Raw genomic sequence first — 16165 nt, 5'->3', positions numbered from 1 at the left:
TGCCCCGGCGGGCGGCCGGTGGCGAGAGTTGACACGTATCCACGTTTCGCGAACCGCGAACCTCCAAGGAGCTTTCATGCCCGACACGAACGCGCCGTCGCGCCAGGAACTGCTCGGCCGCGCGACCGACCTGGTCCCCCTGTTGCAGAAGAACGCGCCGTGGATCGAGGAGAACCGGCGCCTGCCCGACGACGTGGTGGGCGCGCTCACCGACGCCGGGCTGCTGAAGATGCGGGTGCCCAAGCACTACGGCGGCTACGAGTCGCCGATGCGCACCGTCGCCGACGTGGTGTCCGAGCTGGCGCGCGGCGACGGCTCGACCGGCTGGACCGCCGCGGTGTGGGCGATCAGCTCCTGGATGGCCGGGATGTTCCCCGACGCGGTTCAGGACGAGGTGTTCGGCGAGGCCGACGTGCGGATCAGCGGGATCCTGAGCCCGACGGCGGTCGGCGTGCCGACCGAGGGCGGCATCGTGCTGAACGGCAAGTGGGCATTCAATACGGGCAGCCGGCAGAGCGCGTGGAACACCAACGCGGCTGTGCGCGCGCACCCGGACGGCTCGTTCGAGCCGATCATGGTGCTGATCCCGCTGTCGGAGCTGACGGTTGTGGACGACTGGCACACGGCGGGCATGCGCGGCTCCGGCAGCGTGAGTACGGTGGCGCAGGATCTGTTCGTGCCGGACGCGCGGATCCTGTCGATGCCGCCGGTCCTGGCCGGCGTGCATCAGCTGGGTCGCAACGCGGGGAGTGCGGTGTATCAGGCCCCGTTTATGCCGACGGCGTGCACCACAGTGGCCTCGGTGGCGTTGGGCTTGGCGCGGGCGGGGCGCGAGGCGTTTTTTGAGCGGCTGCCTGGGCGCAAGATCAGCTACACGGCGTACGAGAACCAGGCCGAGGCTCCGATCACGCACCTGACCACCGCCGACGCCATCACCCGCATCGACGAGGCGGAGTTCCACGTCATGCGCGCCGCCGGGATGCTGGACGACAAGGCGGCGGCCGGGGAGCAGTGGACGCTGGAGGAGCGCGCGAAGGCGCGGTTGGATTTGGGCGCGGCGACGCAGCGTTCGAAGGAGGCGGTGGATCTGCTCAATTCGGCGAGCGGGGGGTCTTCGGTGTACTCGACGGTGCCGATTCAGCGGATTCAGCGTGATGTGCAGACGCTGACGCTGCACGCGATCATGCATCCGGCGACGAATTTGGAGTTGTACGGGCGGGTGTTGTGCGGGTTGGAGCCGAATACGCATTACATCTGAACACCTGAGGGGTGGCTGGGGAGTGGGCTGGGGGAGTGCCGTCGCGCCGGGTTCGGGGCGGCGGCACTTTTGCCGTTGGTGGGTTGTGTGGTGGTGTCGGGCTGGGTGTGGGTGGGGAGGGGGCTCGGTTGAGGTGCCGGGGTGCGGGTGGTTTGTGGTTTTACAGGCGAGTTTTACGGCTTCGCGCAGGGGTTGATGACCTCGCTGGGGGGGCAGTTCGGCTGTGCCCCGCATGTCGCGCTGGCGGCCGCCGGTTTTCGTGGACACGACCACGCGGCGGTTCAGGTCTCTGCGGTGGTCCGTTGGCGGCTGGCGGTTTTCGTGTCCACGATCGCGCGCCGGTCCGAGTCACTGCGCATGTCGTAGGCGGCAATCGTTGGGCGTGGTGGGCACCTTGAGGCCTCCGGCGGGCGCTCTACAGCGAGGGGGCGACCCGCGCGTCCGGCGCTTCGGCGGCGGCCCGCGACTGCTCGGCTTCTTATCCGCTGTTGCCTGCGTTGCGCTGCTTGCTGGCGGTGTTGCTTGTGGTCGCCGGGTCCTGGGTCCCTCGCCACGTCGTCGCCTTACGGAACCAGCCCGGTTCGGCGGCGTCAAGCCGGATCACACCTGCTGTGGTCCGGCTCCGTCCGGCTGGACACCACCAAACCGGCCAGGTTGGCTTCGCCCGCCGACGCGGCGAGGGACCCAGAACCAACACCCCGCATGGTCCGGTCGGACACGACGAACCACACCACCGGTCGCGCCGGCCCGGCGGCTGTCTCGCTGCGGCGGCTCTGACTCAAGCCGTCGTCCAGACTCCCGCCAGTCCCGGCTGGAAGACCAGCCCCAGCGGGGGCACCGGGTGCGTTGCCCGGCGGTCGAACTCCGGTAGCGACAGCAGGGTCGGTAGGTCCGTGACCTCGGCGGGGCGTAGTTCCAGGTCCACGTTGACGTTGCCGCCGCCGCGTTGCACCAGTGCGTGTGCCGTTGCTACGGCCAGTTGCTGTGGTTGGGGGTGGGGGCGGTGCGGGGTGGGTGGTACTGCGGTGGCGCGGATGTGCCAGTGGCCGGGTGGGAGTGCGGTGAGGTGGTAGGGGCCGGGGGCGGCTAGGACGTCGCGGGCGATGGGGGCGCCGCGGGGGATGGGGCCGGTGAAGGCTGCGATGTAGATGCGCATGCCGGGGGTTTGGAGGGGGACGCGGATCAGGCCTCGCATGCTGCCTCGGCGGGGGGTGGGGTGTTGGGTGCAGGTGAGGGGGCGTGGTTCGGGGTCGAGGGCCAGGGTGCGGTAGCGCTCCGGTCGGGCTCCGACGCGGGTGGTGAAGGTGCGGTCGAAGGTGCGTGGGTTGTGGTAGCCGGTCTCGAAGGCGATGTCGGTGACGCTCAGGGTGGTCTCCGACAGCAGGCGTTTGGCCTGGTACATGCGGATCGCGGCCAGGAAGCGCAGGGGGGAGGTGCCGGTCTGGGCCCGGAACGCCCGGGACAGGCGGAACGGGCTCAGATCCGCGGATTGTGCGACGGCGGACAGGGAAAGCGGTTCACGATGGCGGTCCCACAGGGTCACGATCGCGCGCTCGACGGCCGCTCGGAGGAGGGGGTCGGTGGAAAGGGTGGTCTCGGCGCTCTGCATCCCCGGCTCCGGTTGATGATGGCCACTGCCTCGCGTTCGGTGCGCCGCGCCTGGCGCCGACTGTTACCCGAGGTCTGCGCACCGGCGTCGGACTGAGGCGCTCTACCTGGTCGGTCACTCGTGGTGGAGGGTAGTCATGTGACACATCTATGGCAATGCGTCACCCTCGGTGATCGGTGGCGCCGCGCTGCTGTCCGGACCAGCGGTGGAGTGCATCAGGCCCCTGCGGTGCCGGCCAGTCGGACGGCCTGCGTCCAGGAGGCGTCGCGGGCCGCCGTCTGCCCGTCCGGTGCCGGCGCCCCGTAGCGGACGTCGATGCCCCGTTCGCGGGCCGCGCGTACGATCCCGGGCATCGCCCGCTCGGTCAGGGCCGCGATCGTGAATGCCGGGTTGACCAGCAGTGCGCCGGGGACTGCGGAGCCGTCGGTGACGAAGATGCCCGGGTGCCCGCGTAGTTCGTGCGTGTCGTCCAGGGCCGAGGTGGCCGGGTCGTCGCCGATCCGGCATGAGGACAGCGGGTGCACGGTGTACGCGCCGACCACGTCGTTGGTCCACGGTCGTACCTCGGCGAGCCCGTCCTTTTCCAGTACCCGCTTGATCTCGGCGTCTGAAAGTTCCCATCCGCGCAGCGTGTTCGCCGTCGGGCGGTACGTCAGCGGGCCGAAGCCGAGCATCTGCTGGGAGAAGCGGGTGGCGTTCCCGGTCGGCGGCGGGGGGCCGAAGACGCCCTCGTTGTCGTCCTCGCTCGTGGTGAAGATGGTCAGCCAGGACTGCCAGCGCTCGACGATCTCCTTCTTGCGCGGCCCGAACCAGGCCGGGACGGAGGCGTCCGCGTGCGGCGTCTGGGCCAGGATCGTGCCCAGCCCCGGCGGGAAGTACAGCTGCTCCAGGGAGAAGCGCTCGAACTCCGGCTTGCTCGCGTCCAGGTCGTCCCAGGAGGCCACGGTCGGCCCCTTGCCGATCTGGTTGGCCGCGTAGGCCCGGCCGTCGCCGCGGTCCAGGCCCAGCACGCTGCGCGCCTTGTCCTCGTCGATGATCGCGGTGTTCAGCCGCTCCCCGTTGCCGGAGAAGAAGCGCCCGACCGCGTACGGCATCTTGCCCAGCGCGGGCTCGGAGCGCTGCAGGATCACCGGCGTCGCGCCGGCTCCGGCGGCGAGGATGACGATCTTGGCCTGGATCGTGCCGCTGCCGGTGGCCACCCGGTAGTCCACGTCGTGCACGGTGTTGTACGCGACCTGATACGAGCCGTCCTGGTTCCGCGCGATCTGCTGCACCTCGTGCAGCGGCCGGATCTCCGCGCCGTGCGACACCGCCGCCGGCAGGTAGTTGAGCAGCATGGAGCGCTTGGCGTCGAAGCGGCAGCCGGCCAGCATCCAGTTGCAGTTCGTGCACAGTTCCCGGTCGATCGCCGCCGGCACCGGGTTGGCGGTGCGGCCCGCGTGCGCGCAGGCCGCGGCCCACAGCCCGCCGGCGTACGTGGCGTCGTTCCAGTTCAGCTGGCTGATCGGCAGCGCCTCGGCCACGCGGTCGTACCACGGCTCCAGCGTGTCGCGGGTGATCGTCGCCGGCCACATCCGCCGTCCGATCGACCCGCGCCGCTCGAACACGAAGCGTGGCGCCCGCGGCATCGCGGCGAAGTAGACCACGCTGCCGCCGCCGACGCAGTTCCCGCCCAGCAGGCTCATGCCGTTGCCGATGACGAAGTCGAAGATCCGGGTCCCGGACGCCCCGAACCGGAAGTCCTGGTCGAAGTCCTCGCCGGTGAGCCACGGACCGCGCTCCAGCACCACCACGCGGGCGCCGCCGGCGGCCAGGTGGTAGGCGGCGATGGCGCCGCCGAAGCCGCTGCCGACGACCAGGACGTCGGTCTGCTCGACGGTACTCATGCCGGGCTCCCGGTGGGGGTGGTGTGCGGATGCAAGGGGGCCAGCGGGCGCCGGTAGGAGAAGTCCGGGAACCGCCACAGGCCGTCGGCGTCGGGCTGTGAGTAGCCCAGCGCGGTCAGGCCGGGGTGGCCGGCGGCCAGCGCGTCGACGGTGCTCAGGTGGGCGCCGGTGTCGAAGGCCATGTTGCTGAAGATCGCCAGCCCCACCCACAGGAACTTCTCCGGGTGCCCGGGCCGCACCAGCTCGGCGACCAGCGTGGCCCGGTGTCCGGCCGGCAGCGCCACGAACGCCGGGACGTCCGGGTCGAGCTCCAGGCGCAGCTCGTCGCGGTAGGCCTCGGCATGCTTGTTCAGGGCCTGGACCAGGTCCGGCAGCGCGTCGGCCATCCCGCCGGCCTCGGTCCGCATGAGGTCCACGGCGCCGGCCGCCACGGCCCCGCCGCCCCCGGCGGTCCCGGCGATCGCCAGGTCCCCGGGAAAGCGCTTCTCACCGGGCACGATCGTGTCGGCGAACGCCTCCAGCGTCATGGTCTGCACCCGTTCGGCAGCCAAGTGTGGTTTCACGTGGATTCCTCCTCCTCAGTCACGGTCGTGTTCATTGTCAGAGCGCGTGTTCGAGGCGAGCGTCTTCGCTCGTGCGCTGGGCCTGGGCCGCGGCGCACAACGCGCAAAAACCGCACGGACCGAGAAGGCGGGCAAAACAGATGTCGAGCATGCTGGAACACGTCTCGTTCCAGGGGCCGCCGCCAGGGTTGCGGAGCTGCCGGAACGACAATCACATATCAGAGCACAGACATACTCCGCCGCCGTGTGCGGACGCCGTCCGGCCCACGGTCTACCTAATGGGGCACGCGATGAACGACGCCATCACCCGGGCCGCCGAGCGGGCCATTACCACGATGCACGAACGACTCAGCGAGCCGGTCACCGTCGACGACATGGCCCGCGCCGCGATGTTCAGCAAGTTCCACTTCACCCGCATGTTCCAGCGCGCCACCGGGGTCTCCCCGGCCCGGTTCCTGTCCGCGCTGCGGCTCCAGCGGGCCAAACACCTGCTCACCTCGACCACCATGACCGTCGTCGACATCAGCGTCCTGGTCGGCTACAACAGCGTCGGCACCTTCAGCTCGCGCTTCAGCCGCAGCGTCGGGCTCTCGCCGACCGACTACCGCCGCCGGGGCGGGCACACCGACCGGATCCGGCCGGCCGAGCCGCGCGGCTCGGCCTCGGGCGTGGCCACCGTCAGCGGTGTGATCGAAGGGCACGACGAACGGCGCGGGCTGGTCTTCGCCGGCCTGTTCCCGGAGTGTGTGCCGGAGGGCCGTCCGGTCTGCTGCACGATCCTGGACGGGCCCGGCTCGTACCGATTCGACAACGTCCCCACCGGTCGCTGGTACCTGCTGGCGCAGTCCGCGGTGGCGGACGACGGCATGGCTCGGGCGCCCCGACCCGGGTACGGACGCCCCGGAACCGAGGCGCCGCGCGGTGGGGAGCCGCCGGTGTGGGTTGGGACGCTCGGCCCCATCGTGATTCGCCGCGGCGTCGAGCACTATGCCGCCGACCTTCTTCTCAAGCCCGCCGGTGTGCTCGATCCGCCGGTACTGCTGGCGCTTCAGGCGGCACGGGAGGAGGCTGTCGAGCGGGCCGCGGCGACCGCGTCGGTCCCGGCCGGGGTCGGAGCGAGCGTGGGTTGTTAGGAAGCTTCGCGACGCCTTGTCTCACCGCGGCCATTCGGGCACACATCCAGGGAGTGCGGCAATGACGACGACCGCGAATGCGGCCGAAGCGGTGGTCGATCTGTGGCTGCCGCGCCATCCCGGCATCCCGCGCTACCTCAGCGGGATCCGCGGGGTCGCGGAATCGTTCCACGACCTGCATCCCGAGTACGTGATCACCATTCGCGAGGCTGACTCCGAGACTCTGGCCGAGGACGTCCAGGCGGCGTCCCGCCGGGGTCGGCCGCCGGCGCTGGTGCAGCTCTCCCAGACCAGGACGCAGCTGGCCCGGGACATGCTCGCCGACTCCGGCGCGCCGCTGTTCGCCTCCGTACACGACGCTGCCGCCGGCCGCCGGGAGATCCTGGGCCACCCCGTCGTCACCGAGGACATCCTGGCCGCCGCGCGCGCCTGCTACTCCTCCGACGGCGCGCTGATGGCTGTCCCGTCGCTGATCTCCACGACGCTGCTCTACGCCAACACCGACCTGCTGGCGGCGGCCGGTGTGTCCCGGCTGCCGCAGACCTGGAACGAGGTCGAGGGCGTGTGCGAGGCGGTGCGCGGCCTGCCCGGCGTCAGCCACGGCATCACCTGGCCGAACCACGGCTGGATCTTCCAGCAGGCGGTCGCGCAGTCCGGCGGCCTGCTCGCCGACCACGGCAACGGCCGCCGGGGCCGCGCGGAGAAGATGCTCCTGGACTCCCCGGAGATGCTGGCCTTCGTCGGCTGGTGGCGCCGCATGCACCGGCAGGGCCGCTACCTCTACACCGGTCAGCCGGCGTACGGCGAGAGCGTGCGGCAGGCGTGGGAGGACACGTTCACCGCCTTCGCCGAGCAGAGAGTCGCGTTCATTCTCGGCTCCTCGGCCGAGGCCGACCGGCTGTCGCGCGCTGGACGTGAGCGCGGTTTCGGGGTCGCGGCCGGGCGCACGCCGTACAGCGGACGGTTCCCGTTCGCCGGGACGCTCATCGGCGGGGACGCGATCTGGCTGGTCGACGGCCTGGAGCCGGTCGTGCGCGACGGCGCGCTGGCGTTCCTGCAGTACCTGATGACGCCGGCGCACGTCGCCGAGCGGCACTGCGACACCGGATTCGTCCCCGCCACCGGCGCGGCGACGAAGGTGCTGACGGCCCAGGGCTGGTTCGAGCAGCACCCGCACGCGGCGGTCACGCTCGACCAGCTGGCTGCCTCCGACCGCTCGCCGGCCGCGCTCGGCGCGCTGGTCGGGGACCTCGGGCGGATGCAGGACGTCCTGACGCAGGCGATGCACGACGTGCTGCTCGGCGAGGACGACCCGGCGTGGCGCTTCGCCTCGGCGAACGTCGAGGCGCAGCGGCTGCTGGACGAGTACAACGTTCGGGGGCGCGGAGGGCCGGACTGCGGGAACGACCCCCCGCGCCGGCTCAGGTGAGGCCTTCCGGCGCGCGATCGACGAAGTCCTGGCCGCGCGCCCGGATGTCGCTCATCGTTTTCGCCTTTCCTCACTTTGGTTTCGCGAGGACCTGAAGACCCCGCTCGGCCATTGGTCGGAGCCGGGAATGAGAAAGCGACACGGCAAGACGCAGCAGGACCGGCATTAGGGGAAATCACTACCCACCGGCCCCGCAGCCCCGGTTCACGGCAGCCGCACCGACAAGCCGTGGTGGAACACGTCGAGCGGGTCATAGGCCTGCTTCGCGCGCTGCAACCGCGGGTAGTTGCCCTTGAAATACAGGGCGGACCACTCGACTCCCGAGCCGTTCCACGCGGGGTCGGCCAGGTCGGTGTCGGGGTAGCCGATGTAGGAGCCGTCGCCGGTCGCGTCCGGGACCGGCACGCCGCCGGAGTGCGCGTAGACGTCGCGGTAGTAGGCGCGGACCCACGCCAGGTGGCGCTCGTCGTCGGCGGGGTCGGTCCAGCAGCCGGTGCTGTAGGAGGCCTTCAGGATGCTGTCACGCTGCGCCACCGCGGTGGCGTCGGACGCCAGCGCGTTTACCTGGCCGCCGAAGCCGGTCACGACCAGGCAGCCCATGGGGTTGTCGTAGTCGGTGGCGGACAGGTGGCGGTGGATCGCGGCGATCTGCGCGTCGGTGAACCCGCGGCGCAGGTAGCCCGCCTTGTTCTTGTACCGGCCCTGCGGATCGCTGGGCCAGCTGTAGGACGGCAGCCAGGTGTCCAGCCACGGCGCCAGCTCGGAGGTCGAGGACATCGGCGCGGCCCGTATGCCGTGGGTGACGGCCTCGGTGTGGGCGTCCAGGAGCTTGGCCGCGTCCGGGGCGTCGTCGGGGATCACCGAGGTCAGGATCAGCATGTTGCCCGAGCGGTGGGTGATGATCAGATTGCTCCACAGCGGCGCCGCCGGGGCGCCGGGCTCGCTGTTCTGTTCGTACCAGGTGCAGTAGTTGCGCAGCAGCGTGTGGAAGTCCGCGTCCGACATCGTGTCCCAGGACCAGATGGTGTCGCGGCGGTGCACGGCGCGCGGGGCCCGAGGCAGCTGGCGCGCCGGATCGCCGTCGGGCGTCCCGGGGGAGCGCAGCCAGTACTTGGTGACGACGCCGAAGCTGCCGCCTCCGCCGCCGGTGCAGGCCCACCATAGATCGTGGTGCGGGTCGTCGGGCCGGTTGGTGCCCACGACGGTGCGGGCCCGGCCGTCGGCCTCGACGACCACCGCCTCGACCGCGACCAGGTGGTCCACGACCAGGCCGTCGCGGCGGGACAGCGGGCCGTAGCCGCCGGCCGCGAAGTGCCCGCCGGCGGCGACCTCGAAGCAGGTGCCGGCCGGGATGGTCACGCCCCAGCCGTCGTGCAGCGTGCGGTAGACGTGGTCCAGGCGCGCGCCGGGCTCCACCACGAAGGCGTCGCGCTCGGGGTCGTGCCCGACGTGGTTCAGCGCGGACAGGTCGATGAGCATCCTGACGTCCGGATGCGCGGTGAAGTCCTCGAAGCAGTGGCCGCCGCTGCGGACGGCGACGTGCCGCCCGGAGTCCACGGCGATCTGCACCGCCGCCCGCACCTCGGCGGCGTCGCGGACCAGCCGGACCTGGTCGGGCCGGCCCACGAAGCGGTGGTTGTAGCCCTCGACGAGGGCGGGGTAGCGGGGATCGTCGCGGGTGACGACGTCGGCGGTGCCGGTCGTGGTGCCGGCGGTGGTGGCGGCAGTCGTGTCCGTCATGGCGGCCTTCCTCAGCGGTTCGCGGTCCCTGCCCAGACGGTGTCAAAGGCCGCGTCCGGCGGCATCTCGCCGCGTGCGCTCCCCGGGCCGCCGCCCCCGGCGCCTATACAATGAGCTGGTGCGTTCCGACCAACGCCTGGAAAGTCTGCTCGCGGAGCTCAGGCCCTCGGTCCTCGGTGCCCTGGTCCGGCGGCACGGGCAGTTCGACGGCTGCGAGGACGCGGTCCAGGAGGCGCTCGTCTCGGCCGCGACGCAGTGGCCGGTCGAGGGCGTGCCCGAGAACCCGCGCGGCTGGCTGCTGACCGTGGCCGGCCGCCGCCTGACCGACTACTGGCGCAGCGACCAGGCCCGCCGCACCCGCGAGGTGACGGTCGCGGCGATGGCCGCGCCGGAGGCGTCGGTGGCCCCGGCCCCGGACGACGAGGAGCGGGTGTCGGCCGACGACGACACGCTGATGCTGCTGTTCCTGTGCTGCCACCCGGCGCTGACGCCGTCCTCGCAGGTGGCGCTCACGCTCCGCGCGGTCGGCGGCCTGACCACCGAGGAGATCGCCCGCGCGTTCCTGGTCCCCCTGACCTCGATGACGCGCCGCATCTCCCGTGCCAAGCAGCAGATCAAGGACGCGGGCATGACCTTCAGCATGCCCCCGGAGGAGGAGCGCGCCGAGCGTACGCGGGCCGTCCTGCACGTGCTGTACCTGATCTTCAACGAGGGCTACACCGCCACCGCCGGCCCCGACCTGCTGCGCCCGGACCTCACCGCCGAGGCGATCAGGCTCATGCGCCAGGCGCACCGGGTCCTGCCCGGCCACGGCGAGGCCGAGGGCCTGCTGGCGCTGATGCTGCTCACCGAAGCCCGCGGCCCGGCCCGGACACACGCCGACGGCGCGCTCGTCCCGATGGCCGAGCAGGACCGCTCGCGGTGGAACACCGAGCTCGCCGAGGAGGGGCTGGCCCTGGTCGTCGAGGCGCTGGCGCTGCCCGGCGTCGGGCCCTACCGGCTGCAGGCGGCGATCGCGGCCGTGCACGTGGAGACCCCGGTCGGCGGCGAGACGGACTGGCCGCAGATCCTGGCGCTGTACGACCTGCTGGAGCAGATCACCCCGAACTCGGTGGTGCGCCTGAACCGCGCGGTGGCGATGGGGATGGTCAAGGGCCCGCGCGAGGGGCTGCGGCTGCTGGGGCCGCTGGAGGAGGACCGGTGGATGGCCGGCAGCCACCGCCTCAGCGCGGTGCGCGCGTACCTGCTGGAGATGGACGGCGACCTGGACGGCGCGCGCGAGGCGTACGAGACGGCTACGCGGCAGGCGGCCAGCGGGCCGGAGCGGCGGTTTTTGAAGGAGCAGGCGGAGCGGGTCGCGGGGGTGCTTGAGGCGGCGGGGCGCGGAGGGCGGTAGTGGAAGCGGGCTCCGGCGCGGCCGGTCGGCGACTCTCCCCGACCGTCAGTACCGTCCCTCGATCAGTACCGTCCCTCGATCAGTACCGTCCCTCGATCTCGGCCTGCAACCGCCGCTTCGACCGGGCGCCGATGATCTGGTGTACGACCTCGCCGTCGCGGTAGAGGTTCAGGGTCGGGAAGGCCCGGACGTTGTAGCGCAGGGCGATGCCGGGGTGGTCGTCGCCGTTGAGCTTGGCGATCGTCAGCTTGTCGCCGAGCTCGGCTTCAAGCGCCTCCAGGATCGGGGCCATCGCTCGGCAGGGCGGGCACCATTCCGCCCAGAAGTCGACCAGTACCGGCTTGTCGGCGTGCAGGACCTGCTCGGCGAAGTTCTCGGCGGTCAGGGTGATCATCGTTCTCCCCAGGGGACAGGGCGCAGTCCTTGCAGGAGCGCGCCAGTTGGGCGGCCAGGGCGGTGCGTTGGCGGGTCAGGGCGCGGATGTCGGCGTCGATCTCGGCGAGGCGGCGGCGGGCCGCCTGGATGGACTCCGGGCAGGAGGCGCCGGTTTCGTGGCCGGTGCGCAGGCACTCGACGAAGGGGCGGGCGTCGTCCAGCGTGAAGCCCGCCGCCAGCAGGGTGCGGATCTCCTCGACCAGGCGGACGTTCGACTCGTCGTAATCGCGGTAGCCGTTCGCGGTCCGCCGTGCCGCGATCAGCCCCTGCTGCTCGTAGTAGCGCAGGGCACGAGTGCTCACGCCCGCGCGCTCCGCGAGCTCTCCGATCTGCATGGTCCTCCCCGGTCCGTGCTGCTCGACCACGGTAGACCTTGACACCGGCGTCAAGGTCAAGCGCGGCCCGAGACCAGGAACGGATCCCGCGCGACTAGGAGTGGAACTCTCCCGCGTCCACGTTGAGGCTCTGCCCGGTGATCGCCCTGGCGAGGTCCGAGGCCAGGAACAGGACCGCGTTCGCCACGTCCCCGGGGTCGGGTAGCCGCCGCAGGTCGAACGCGGCGGCGGTCTCGGCGTAGACGTCCTCCAGCGTCACTCCGCGCTCAGAAGCCTGATACGCGAACCAGCCCTTCAGCCCCTCGCCCCAGATGTAGTTCGGCACGACGGTGTTGACCCGGACGCCGCTCGGGCCGAGCTCGCTGGCCAGGCTGCCGGCCAGCGACCGCAGCGCCGACTTGGACGCCTTGTAGGCGCCGAAGTTGGCGCGCGAGTGGTGCACCACGGCCGAGCTGACCATCACGATCGAGCCCGCGTGCGCGGTCAGGGTCGGGGTGAGGAGCTGTACCAGACGCAGCGCGGCGAACGCGTCCGTCTCCAACGACGTGCGCACCGCGTCCAGGTCCATCGTCGCCAGATCGCCCATCGTCGGCGGCGCGAAAGCGTTGCTGACGAAGACGTCGACGCGCCCGAAGGCGTCCACGGCGCGCTCGGTCAGCGCCCGGCAGGCGTCCGGGTCGAGGATGTCGGTGGGGACCGTCAGCGCCCTGCGACCGTAGGACTCGACGTCGGCGGCCACCGACTTCAGAACCGTCTCGGTACGCGCCGCCAGGACGACGTCGGCCCCGGCCGCGGCGCCGCGCACCGCGATCTCGCGGCCGAGGCCGGGACCGACACCGGACACCAGCAGAACCTTGTCGCGGAGCAGCGCGGCGCCGGCCTCGGAGATACCGGGAGGCTCGGGGATCGTGAAGGGCTCGGGCATCTTCGCCTTCTTTCTTACGTGGTCATGTGGAACGTGGTGGAAGATACGGGTCACGCCGACCGTTTCCCGAGCACGGTCTCCGGCATCGCGTCGCCGCGGAACAGGCCGTCGGGATCCACGCGTGCCCGCACATGGTCGACGGCGCGCAGGTCGTCCTCGGTCAGGTGGCCTCGCGGCCGGTCCAGGCCCTTGACGAAGCCCGGCGCGGTGCGTCGCGTATCCCAGGGCGCGAGGGCGGCGCGGACCTTGTCGCAGTGCTCGATGATCTCGGCCGGTGTGCCGCGCAGCGCGGGCACGCCGGCTCCCATGTAGGCCAGGCGCTGGTTCAGGTGATTCAGCACGCCGCCGGACGGATCCGGGACGGCGAACCGGCCGCCGAGCTGCCGCAGCTCAGCGACGATCAGCGGCGAGCCGGAGCCCTCGCCGGTCAGGCGCAGGAAGGCGGCCATGCCGTCGCGGCCCGGCTCGGCCAGCAGGAAATGGTCGCCGATGAACGCGCCGGGTTCCTCAGGGTCCATATGTACCTCCGGCACCACTTCGGGGCCGCCGTCCTGCCAGGTGTCGAGCACCGCCCCGCCGATCGCGCGGAGCGGATCGAGCAGGCCGTGGGCGTGGGCCCGCGCCGAGTCGGTGTCGTCTCCCAGCGCGACACCGGCGACGCACACCACCGGACCGCCCTTGAGCATCGGCGGGATCTCCGGCAGGTCCGGGAGGTTCATGATCCGCAGCGAGGTGGACACCTCGTCGGGGGCGCGCAGGGTCCAGTCGTACCACGCGTGGACCACGGCCTCGGCGTTCTTGCCTGACCAGAAAGCGGCTCCGGCGACCAGGTCGGCGACGGGGAACAGCGCGAGTTCGACAGCGGTCACGACGCCGAGGCCGCCCCCGCCGCCGCGCAGCGCCCAGAACAACTCAGGGTCCTCATCCGCGCTGATCCGCCGCAGCCGTCCGTCGGCGGTGACGAGCTCGACCGCGCGGATGTGGTTGGCAGCCATGCCGAGCTTGCGGCCGTAGAAGCTGACGCCGCCGTGCAGCAGGTAGCCGATCGCGCCGACGGTGCCGGAGGTGCCGTGCGGGGCGGCGAGGCCGTGCGGCGCGGCGGCGCGGACGACGGCGTTCCAGGACGTGCCGGCCGGGATGCGCGCCAGGCGGCGCTCGACGTCGATCTCGACGCCGCCGCCGAGCAGCGGCCGGATCAGGAGCGCGCCGTCCATCGGCGGGGCCGCCGCTGCGGAGTGGCCGGTGGTGTGGACGCGCACGCCCTGCCGGAGCGCCGCCGCATAGCCGACGGCGGCCTGCACGTCGCCGACGCTGGTGGCGGTGAGCGCGGCGGCCGGACGCGCGGGCCCGGCCAGGTTGTAGACCCGCGTGGCTTCGGCGTAGGCGGGGTCGCCGGGGAAGGCGACGCTCGCCGGCGCGATCTCTTGTCGGGCATCGACCATGACAGCACGGCACCTTCCTGCTCGGCGCACCGGGGACAGGTCCGGGCGGCTCCGCTTATCAGGGTGCTTGGTCGGGCGGCGCGGGAGCATCCGCGAACGTGCTCGGGGCGCGGCAGGGCAGGGCACGGCGCGGCAGGGCAGGGCGGGGCACGGCAGGGCAGGGCGGGGCACGGCAGGGCGCGGCGGGGCAGGGCGCGACAGGGCAGGGCAGGGCGGCAGGATCGGCGGCGAGCGCGGCTGGCGTGTGCTGCACTCGCCGGGTGCCGGGTGCTAAGCGCGCAGCCAGCCGTGCGATGTCAGCCGCGTGTCACGTCCCGGCCGTGTAATCCGGCGTCGGCGGCAGCGGACGCCCGGCCCGAAGCGCAGCCACCGCGGCCTCAGCCTCGGCCGGCCGGTACTCCTCCCCGTACAGCGCCCCCGGACGGCGGGGTGCCTCCAGCGGTGCGGCGTCGGCCAGGCCGCCGAGGTCGACGGCGGCGAATCCGGCGTCGTCGATGAGGCCGGCGACCACCTTCTTGGCCTCGGTGTCGTCCCCGGCCATGAACAGCACCACGCGCTGCTCGGCGGGCCGTCCCGCCTCGCTCGCCTGGAATGCGGCCGTCAGGGTGTTGAAGGACTTCACCAGGCGCGCGCCGGGCATGCGGTTCTGGTTCACCTGCGCCGCGGTCGCTCCGCCCGGGAGCTCCTGCCAGCCCTCGCGGCCGAACTGGTTCGTCGTGTCGATCACGATCTTGCCGTCGAGCGGCCCGGCTTCGGCCAGCACCGCCTCGACCTGCGTCCACGGCACCGACAGGAACACCACGTCCCCGAACGCCGCCGCCTCGGCCACCGTGCCGGCCCGCGCCCGCGGGCCCAGCTCGGCCGCCGCGGCCTCCAGGCGGGACTGATCCCTGCTGAAGGACAGCAGCACCTCGTGCCCCGCCGCGACGAACAGCCGTGCCGCGTTGCCGCCGATCCGGCCCGCTCCGATCACGCCGATCTTCATGATGTCTCCCGTTCGCTCGCCTTATTAGCTTGGGCCCAAACTATTATGCCAAGCGATCGCGGCGCTAGGATTGTTCCCGTGAGCGCGAAGCCAGGTCGGGAAGCGATTGCGGGGCCGCCGAGTGATGCTGTCGCGCACGACTCCGTCGATCGCCTCCTCGCCTCGTGGCAGGAGACCAGGCCCGACCTCGATCTGGCACCGGTCGCCGTCTTCGCGCGCGTCAACAGGCTGAACCGCACCTTCGACGCCGAGCTTGAGACCACCTTCAGCGAGTACGGCCTCAACGCCGCCGAGTTCTACAGCCTCGTCACCCTGCGCCGCCTCGGTGAACCCGACGGCGTCTCGCAGCGCCGCCTGATGCGGGCCCTGAACCTCAGCTCCGGCACCATCAGCACCCGCGTGGACCGCCTCGTCGAGCGCGGCCTGGTCACTCGCGACGTGGACCCCGCCGACCGGCGCAACAGCCGGGTCGCGCTGACGCCCGAGGGCATCGCTCTGTTCGAACGCGTCACTCCCGCGCATATCGCGACCGAGAACCGCCTGCTGGCCGGCCTCGATCCCGGGCAACGCGACCAGCTCGTCGATCTGCTGCGCACGCTGCTGGTCTCGCTGGAAGGCACCAGCCCCGAGCCCACGTTCCCTCGGCTGGGCTTCACCGTCGCTCCCGCGCACGTCACCATGGCCATCCGCCGCGCGGCCGGCCTGCCGGAGACCGTCGGGCTGATCGTGCGCGCGGTGGAGCCCGGCAGCCGGGTCGAGCAGGCCGGGGCGATGGTCGGCGACGTGCTGACGCACGCGGACGGCCGGCCGGTGCGCTCCATCGCAAGCCTGTACGCGGCGATCAACAACGCCACCGAGGCCGGCGTGCTGACGCTCGACGTCCTGCGTGGCGAGAAGACACAGGTCACGCTGCGCCTCGATGTCGCATCCCGGCCCGGCGACCTGCCGGTGCCGACCACCATCGCCCCTCCGCCGCTGGTCCGGGAGCATCAGCTCTGAAGCTCGGCTGGGCTCGCAGCGGAGCTTTCA

14 protein-coding genes are annotated in these 16165 nt (G+C 71.9%); 5 read left to right on the top strand and 9 right to left on the bottom strand.

All coding sequences use genetic code 11. From position 1 onward, the window contains the following. Positions 1–76: 76 nt before the first annotated feature. Positions 77–1258 carry an acyl-CoA dehydrogenase family protein gene (locus ABH935_RS10000; protein ID WP_370377530.1) on the top strand — a complete coding sequence of 394 codons (1182 nt, stop codon included), beginning with the start codon at positions 77–79 and terminating at the stop codon, positions 1256–1258. Positions 1259–2036: 778 nt separating this feature from the next. On the opposite strand, the gene ABH935_RS09995 is transcribed toward ABH935_RS10000, so the two are convergent. From ABH935_RS09995 to ABH935_RS09985, 3 genes are all read right to left on the bottom strand, one after another. Continuing rightward, entirely contained in the window at positions 2037–2867 is an 831-nt protein-coding gene (locus ABH935_RS09995) for a helix-turn-helix transcriptional regulator (protein ID WP_370377529.1), read from the bottom strand. A gap of 215 nt (positions 2868–3082) precedes the next feature. Further along, a complete protein-coding gene (locus tag ABH935_RS09990; protein WP_370377528.1) occupies positions 3083–4753 on the bottom strand; it encodes a GMC family oxidoreductase N-terminal domain-containing protein in 1671 nt (556 codons plus the stop codon). Further along, the gene (locus ABH935_RS09985) at positions 4750–5280 is read right to left on the bottom strand and encodes a DUF5987 family protein (RefSeq protein ID WP_370377619.1); all 531 of its coding nucleotides are present in this window, start codon (positions 5278–5280) and stop codon (positions 4750–4752) included. Before ABH935_RS09985 ends, ABH935_RS09990 begins: the two co-directional genes overlap by 4 nt. A 326-nt stretch (positions 5281–5606) precedes the next feature. Between ABH935_RS09985 and ABH935_RS09980 the strand changes: the two genes are divergently transcribed. Continuing rightward, complete coding sequence (locus ABH935_RS09980; RefSeq protein WP_370377527.1) at positions 5607–6449, top strand: helix-turn-helix domain-containing protein; 843 nt, start codon at positions 5607–5609, stop codon at positions 6447–6449. A 61-nt stretch (positions 6450–6510) separates the two neighbouring features. Next, positions 6511–7878 (top strand): extracellular solute-binding protein, encoded by a 1368-nt coding sequence (locus tag ABH935_RS09975; RefSeq protein ID WP_370377526.1) that lies wholly within the window; start codon positions 6511–6513, stop codon positions 7876–7878. A 204-nt stretch (positions 7879–8082) separates the two neighbouring features. Here the strand turns inward: ABH935_RS09975 and ABH935_RS09970 are convergent, their stop codons facing one another. Beyond that, entirely contained in the window at positions 8083–9618 is a 1536-nt protein-coding gene (locus tag ABH935_RS09970; protein WP_370377525.1) for an FAD-binding oxidoreductase, read from the bottom strand. 118 nt (positions 9619–9736) lie between these two features. Here ABH935_RS09970 and ABH935_RS09965 point away from each other — a divergent pair, with 118 nt between their 5' ends. After that, positions 9737–11014, top strand: coding sequence for an RNA polymerase sigma factor (locus ABH935_RS09965; RefSeq protein ID WP_370377524.1), 1278 nt, complete (start codon positions 9737–9739; stop codon positions 11012–11014). Positions 11015–11093: 79 nt separating this feature from the next. Here the strand turns inward: ABH935_RS09965 and ABH935_RS09960 are convergent, their stop codons facing one another. The 5 genes from ABH935_RS09960 to ABH935_RS09940 all read right to left on the bottom strand — a co-directional run bounded on the left by ABH935_RS09960 (position 11094) and on the right by ABH935_RS09940 (position 15136). After that, the gene (locus tag ABH935_RS09960) at positions 11094–11348 is read right to left on the bottom strand and encodes a thioredoxin family protein (RefSeq protein ID WP_370377618.1); all 255 of its coding nucleotides are present in this window, start codon (positions 11346–11348) and stop codon (positions 11094–11096) included. After that, positions 11281–11784, bottom strand: a complete 504-nt coding sequence (locus tag ABH935_RS09955) for a MerR family transcriptional regulator (RefSeq protein ID WP_370377523.1) — start codon at positions 11782–11784, stop codon at positions 11281–11283. The genes ABH935_RS09960 and ABH935_RS09955 overlap by 68 nt, the downstream gene beginning before the upstream one ends. A 94-nt stretch (positions 11785–11878) precedes the next feature. Continuing rightward, on the bottom strand, positions 11879–12709 hold the full coding sequence (locus ABH935_RS09950) for an SDR family oxidoreductase (RefSeq protein ID WP_370377522.1): 831 nt from the start codon (positions 12707–12709) through the stop codon (positions 11879–11881). Between the two features lie 50 nt (positions 12710–12759). Further along, positions 12760–14151, bottom strand: coding sequence for an FAD-dependent oxidoreductase (locus ABH935_RS09945; protein WP_370377521.1), 1392 nt, complete (start codon positions 14149–14151; stop codon positions 12760–12762). 307 nt (positions 14152–14458) lie between these two features. Beyond that, positions 14459–15136: an NADPH-dependent F420 reductase gene (locus ABH935_RS09940; protein ID WP_370377520.1), complete on the bottom strand. Its 678-nt coding sequence runs from the start codon at positions 15134–15136 to the stop codon at positions 14459–14461. A 78-nt stretch (positions 15137–15214) separates the two neighbouring features. Here ABH935_RS09940 and ABH935_RS09935 point away from each other — a divergent pair, with 78 nt between their 5' ends. Beyond that, positions 15215–16135, top strand: a complete 921-nt coding sequence (locus tag ABH935_RS09935; protein WP_370377519.1) for a MarR family transcriptional regulator — start codon at positions 15215–15217, stop codon at positions 16133–16135. Positions 16136–16165: the final 30 nt, after the last annotated feature.

This window comes from Catenulispora sp. GAS73 (assembly GCF_041262085.1).
Classification (GTDB): domain Bacteria; phylum Actinomycetota; class Actinomycetes; order Streptomycetales; family Catenulisporaceae; genus Catenulispora.
The sequence above is the reverse complement of the archived record's forward strand: the minus strand, read 5'-3'. Positions and strand labels throughout refer to the sequence as shown.